At 33.1% G+C, this 4,726-nt stretch carries 7 protein-coding genes and 1 tRNA gene; 7 read left to right on the top strand and 1 reads right to left on the bottom strand.

What is annotated here, in order from left to right; all coding sequences use genetic code 11:
* Positions 1-71 precede the first annotated feature (71 nt).
* Positions 72-147: transfer RNA gene (locus AA81_RS02260), tRNA-Trp, on the bottom strand.
* A gap of 280 nt (positions 148-427) precedes the next feature.
* Here AA81_RS02260 and ffh point away from each other — a divergent pair.
* The 7 genes from ffh to rplS all read left to right on the top strand — a co-directional run bounded on the left by ffh (position 428) and on the right by rplS (position 4,701).
* The gene (gene ffh / locus AA81_RS02265) at positions 428-1,747 is read left to right on the top strand and encodes a signal recognition particle protein (protein ID WP_103076244.1); all 1,320 of its coding nucleotides are present in this window, start codon (positions 428-430) and stop codon (positions 1,745-1,747) included.
* A gap of 38 nt (positions 1,748-1,785) precedes the next feature.
* Entirely contained in the window at positions 1,786-2,121 is a 336-nt protein-coding gene (gene rpsP / locus AA81_RS02270; RefSeq protein WP_103076245.1) for a 30S ribosomal protein S16, read from the top strand.
* The gene (locus AA81_RS02275) at positions 2,118-2,348 is read left to right on the top strand and encodes a KH domain-containing protein (protein ID WP_103076246.1); all 231 of its coding nucleotides are present in this window, start codon (positions 2,118-2,120) and stop codon (positions 2,346-2,348) included. The genes rpsP and AA81_RS02275 overlap by 4 nt, the downstream gene beginning before the upstream one ends.
* Positions 2,345-2,911 (top strand): ribosome maturation factor RimM, encoded by a 567-nt coding sequence (rimM, locus tag AA81_RS02280; RefSeq protein WP_103898061.1) that lies wholly within the window; start codon positions 2,345-2,347, stop codon positions 2,909-2,911. The genes AA81_RS02275 and rimM overlap by 4 nt, the downstream gene beginning before the upstream one ends.
* Positions 2,889-3,680, top strand: coding sequence for a tRNA (guanosine(37)-N1)-methyltransferase TrmD (gene trmD / locus AA81_RS02285; RefSeq protein ID WP_103898062.1), 792 nt, complete (start codon positions 2,889-2,891; stop codon positions 3,678-3,680). Before rimM ends, trmD begins: the two co-directional genes overlap by 23 nt.
* Positions 3,673-4,239 carry an RNA methyltransferase gene (locus tag AA81_RS02290; RefSeq protein WP_103898063.1) on the top strand — a complete coding sequence of 189 codons (567 nt, stop codon included), beginning with the start codon at positions 3,673-3,675 and terminating at the stop codon, positions 4,237-4,239. Before trmD ends, AA81_RS02290 begins: the two co-directional genes overlap by 8 nt.
* 102 nt (positions 4,240-4,341) lie before the next feature.
* Complete coding sequence (gene rplS, locus AA81_RS02295; RefSeq protein WP_103076251.1) at positions 4,342-4,701, top strand: 50S ribosomal protein L19; 360 nt, start codon at positions 4,342-4,344, stop codon at positions 4,699-4,701.
* Positions 4,702-4,726: the final 25 nt, after the last annotated feature.

A 4,726-nucleotide genomic window follows, 5' to 3' on the forward strand; every position in this document is an offset into this window, starting at 1 on the left:
GGCGAAGGGGCGCTATTTATAAAGTTTCAAAGAGAATCTTTCATTTTTTATTTTGGAGAAGAGATAAAAAATGGCACGCCCGGAGGGAATCGAACCCCCAACCTGCGGTTTTGGAGACCGCCGCTCTACCAATTGAGCTACAGGCGTATTGCTTCAATATTATAACATAAAAGTAGAAATCTATCAAGCGTTTTTTTCTTTAAATTAGAGTGAATTGATTTGTTAACAATAATGTGATATGCTTATGAATAGAGAAGTTTGACATGTATCTTAAAAAAAGAGTCCTTCTATTTATATTATAAAATATTTAATATAATAGTAACTTTAAATTATACCTCGTCTTTTACTTTTTTCATACTTTTTACCAAATTTCTTTCTTTTTATAGTATACTAAGGAAGGATTATTAAGTAATGGGGTGAGCAAATAATGTTCGAAAATTTACAAAAAAAGTTGACAGGAGTCTTCAAGAACCTATCAGGTAAAGGTAAATTATCTGAAAAAAATATAAAAGACGCTGTTAGAGAAGTAAAACTTTCTCTGTTGGAAGCGGATGTACATTATAAAGTGGTTAAAGAACTGATCGATAGGGTTAAGGAAGAAGCGGTTGGATCTAAAGTTCTTGAAAGCTTAACCCCTGATCAAGAATTTATCAGAATAGTTCGAGACGATTTAATAGAATTGATGGGCGGTAAAGAAAACAGTAAGATTACTATTTCTCATAACCCTGGTTTTATTATGCTTACAGGTTTACAAGGAAGCGGTAAAACAACGACCGCGGCTAAATTAGCAAATCTTTATAAGAAAAAAGGAAAAAACCCTTTGTTAGTTGCTGCTGATACTTACAGACCAGCAGCTATCGATCAACTTGTACAGTTGGGTGAGGATATTGGTATTCCTGTCTTTACTGGTGATAGAGTAGACGCTTTGAAAATTGTAGAAGAAAGTAAAAAATATGCTGAAAAGCTTTTACATGATATTGTTATTGTAGATACCGCGGGTCGTTTGCACATCGATGAAAAAATGATGGAAGAGTTAGATAAGATAAAAAAGATAATTAATCCCGATGAAATTTTGATGGTCGTCGATTCAATGGTTGGTCAAGACGCAGTCAATTCGGCAAAAGAATTTAACGATAAATTGGATCTTTCTGGTTTTGTTGTTTCAAAACTCGACGGTGATTCTCGTGGCGGGGTCATCATCTCTATAAGGTACATAACGGGAAAACCTGTCAAGTTAGTCGGTGTTGGTGAGAAGATAGATGATTTGGAAGAGTTTTACCCAGATAGATATGTTGGAAGAATTTTGGGAATGGGAGATGTACTTTCTTTCATAGAGAAAGTAGAAAAAGATATAGATAAAAAGAAAGCAGAAGAAGATGCGGAAAGGTTTATGGATGGAAAGTTCGATTTAAAAGATTTTCTCGAGCAAATTCGACAAATAAGAAAATTAGGGCCTCTCAGTAATCTTTTAGAAATGGTTCCTGGCGTTCCAAAGGAACAGGTGGATGTAACCAAAGGTGAACAAGAATTAAAAAAATTCGAAGCAATAATTAATTCAATGACTCCAAAAGAGCGTAAAAACACTAGAATACTAACTTATTCAAGAAAACAACGGATAGCAAAGGGAAGTGGGACAACTCTTCAAGATATCAATAGACTTTTGAAATCGTACGATCAGTTGAAAAAAACGATGAAGCAAATGAAAAAACTCAAGGGCAGAAAACTGATGAAAAATCTACCTTTTTAAAATACTAATAATAATTAAAAATATGTGGAGGTGTATTAATGGTAAAAATCAGATTGAACAGGATGGGAAGGCGACATCAACCGTTTTATAGAATAGTTATCGTAGACTCAAGAAACAAAAGGAGTGGAAAATATATAGAATCAATCGGATACTATGATCCTCTAAATAACTCAAATCAGTACAAAGTCGACGAAGATAAGGCTTTAGATTGGCTTTTAAAAGGTGCTCAACCCACAGACACAGCAAGAAGAATACTTAGAAAAATGGGTGTCATGAAAAGATATGATGAAATAAAATTTAGAGCTAGAAAAGAAAAGAATACCAAAAACTCTGAGAAAATTGTTGAAACAGAAGGAGAAAAAGTCAAAGAATGAAAAATCTGCTTTTAGACATTTTGAACAACATCGTTAAACATCCAGATGAAATAAAGATCATTGAATCCAATGAAGAAAAAAACGTAATATTTGAAATATACGCAAATTCTGAAGATGTTGGACAAATAATTGGAAAAGACGGTAGAACTATTAAATCCATAAACATTCTTTTAAATGCAGCAAAAAAAGATCCTGAGAAGAAATTTATTTTAAAAGTAATTAGGTGAGTGAATTGAACAGTTTATCCAATCTTTTGGACAACAAAATCTCTGTAGCAAAAATCGTTAATAGCCATGGAGTGCACGGAGAGGTAAAAATAGTACCTTTTACCAATGTAAAAGATGTGATAACAAACTTAGAAGAAGTTCTCTTATACAACACCTCAACCAGAAATTTCTTCTTTAGTAAGGTATTACAAGTTAAACCATTAAACAAATTTTTTGTATTAAGCTTACGTGGAATAAAGGACATGGACGAAGCTAAAAAAATGATAGGTTATGAAGTTTTTATCGATAAGAAAGATCTTCCTTCTCTTAAAAGCGACGAATATTACTGGTATGAGATTTTAGATTCTGAGGTTTACTATGAAGACGGAGAATACGTTGGAAAGGTAGAAGAAATAATTCAAACAGGTGCAAACGATGTTATCTCCATAAAAAATGTTGAGGATGATAAAGAAGTTCTCATACCAATGACAGATCATTACATTGTTGAATTAAAAAAAGAAGATAAAAGTATTATAGTAAAAAAGATAGAGTGGTACGAAAATGGAACAAATCAAAAGGATTAAAATCAGTGTTTTGACTATTTTCCCCACTATGTTTGATATTATTAAAAACTATGGAGTAATCAAAAAGGCTATAGAAAAAGAATTAGTTGAAATAGATATACTCAATCTAAGAGATTACGCAACTGATAAACACAAAGTAACTGATAAACCTGGTTACGGTGGAGAAAATGGAATGGTTATGCTGGCCGAACCTTTTTATCGTTTTTACGATGAATACATACTATCTAAGAACCATAAACCTTATATAGTTTTACCTTCTCCACAAGGCGAAGTATTTAATAACGATTTAGCTTTTGAGTTGGCAAAAAAAGAGGAATTAGTTTTTTTCTGTGGAAGATACGAAGGAATAGATGAAAGGGTTAAAAAGATCGTTGACAAAGAAGTTTCAATAGGAGATTACGTTTTAACTGGCGGCGAAATCCCTACCATGGTTATTATTGAAACTCTTTTAAGATTTTTGCCCGGAGTAGTAGGTTCAAAAACAAGTGTAGAAAACGATTCTTTTTACAATGGGCTTTTAGACCATTCACACTACACCAAACCTCGGGATTTTAGAGGAATGCAAGTGCCAGAAATTCTGTTAAGTGGGGATCATGAGCGTATTAGAATCTTTAGAAAAAAAGACAGTTTGTTAAAAACGATATTGAAAAGGCCTGATCTATTTATAAAGAAAGAATTAAATGAAGAAGAAAAAAAGATTTTAGTAGAGATTATTCAAGAAATGCTTAACAAAAACTCTAATGATTTTAAGGAGTCCCAAGATGTTTGATAAACTATATGTGGCCTTAATTCACTATCCTATTCTAAAAAAAGACGGAAGTATTGTTTCAACAGCTGTTACAAATTTTGATGTTCACGATATTTCAAGAACCTGTAAAACTTATAACGTAAAAAACTATTTCTTAGTAACTAATTTACCTGCTCAACGAAAGATTGTAGAAAAGGTTTTAGATTACTGGCTCAACGGATATGGAGGAGAATTTAATCCCAACAGAAAAGAAGCGCTTGAAATATTTAAAATAAAAAATTACCTGGAGGACGTTATCGAAGAAATAGAAAAAAATGAAGGAGAACGTCCAAAGATAGTTTTTACATCTGCTAAAGCAAGAAATAATGTAGTTTCTTTCGAGGATCTAAAGAATAAGATAAAAGATTCTGACCATCCCTTTTTAATTCTTTTTGGAACCGGTTGGGGAATGCCAGAAGAGATTAGAGAAATTTCTGATTACGATTTAGAACCCATTAGAGCTAATGGAGAGTTCAATCATCTTTCTGTAAGGTCAGCGGTAGCAATAACCTTAGATAGATTAATAGGCGAAATTGCTTGATTTCTAGACTCTTCTGTAGAAGAGATTTTGGAGCGGGGTGAAGGGGCGCTAAATGAAGTTTCTAAAGACACTATGAAAAATAATATTTGGGAGGTTTAAAAAATGGACAAAATCATAAATGCAGTAGAAACAAATTACAAAAAAGAAGATATCCCTGAAATTAGACCAGGTGATACCGTAAGAGTCAACGTGAAAGTTGTGGAAGGAGAAGGTGAAAGAAAAAGAGAAAGAATCCAACCCTTTGAAGGAATAGTAATAAAAATAAGAGGCGCTGGTCTTGGGCGTTCTTTCACTGTTAGGAAAATAGGTGCGGATAGAGTAGGCGTTGAAAGAATCTTTCCGTTTCATTCTCCATCTATAAGCAGCGTAGAGGTCTTGAAAAAAGGTAAAGTTAGAAGGGCTAAACTTTATTACCTGAGGGATGTTAAAGGAAAAATAAGGATTAAAGAGAGGAAGGATTGAGCCTTTTGAAAGAGGCTACTAAGAA

The organism is Petrotoga halophila DSM 16923 (genome assembly GCF_002924615.1).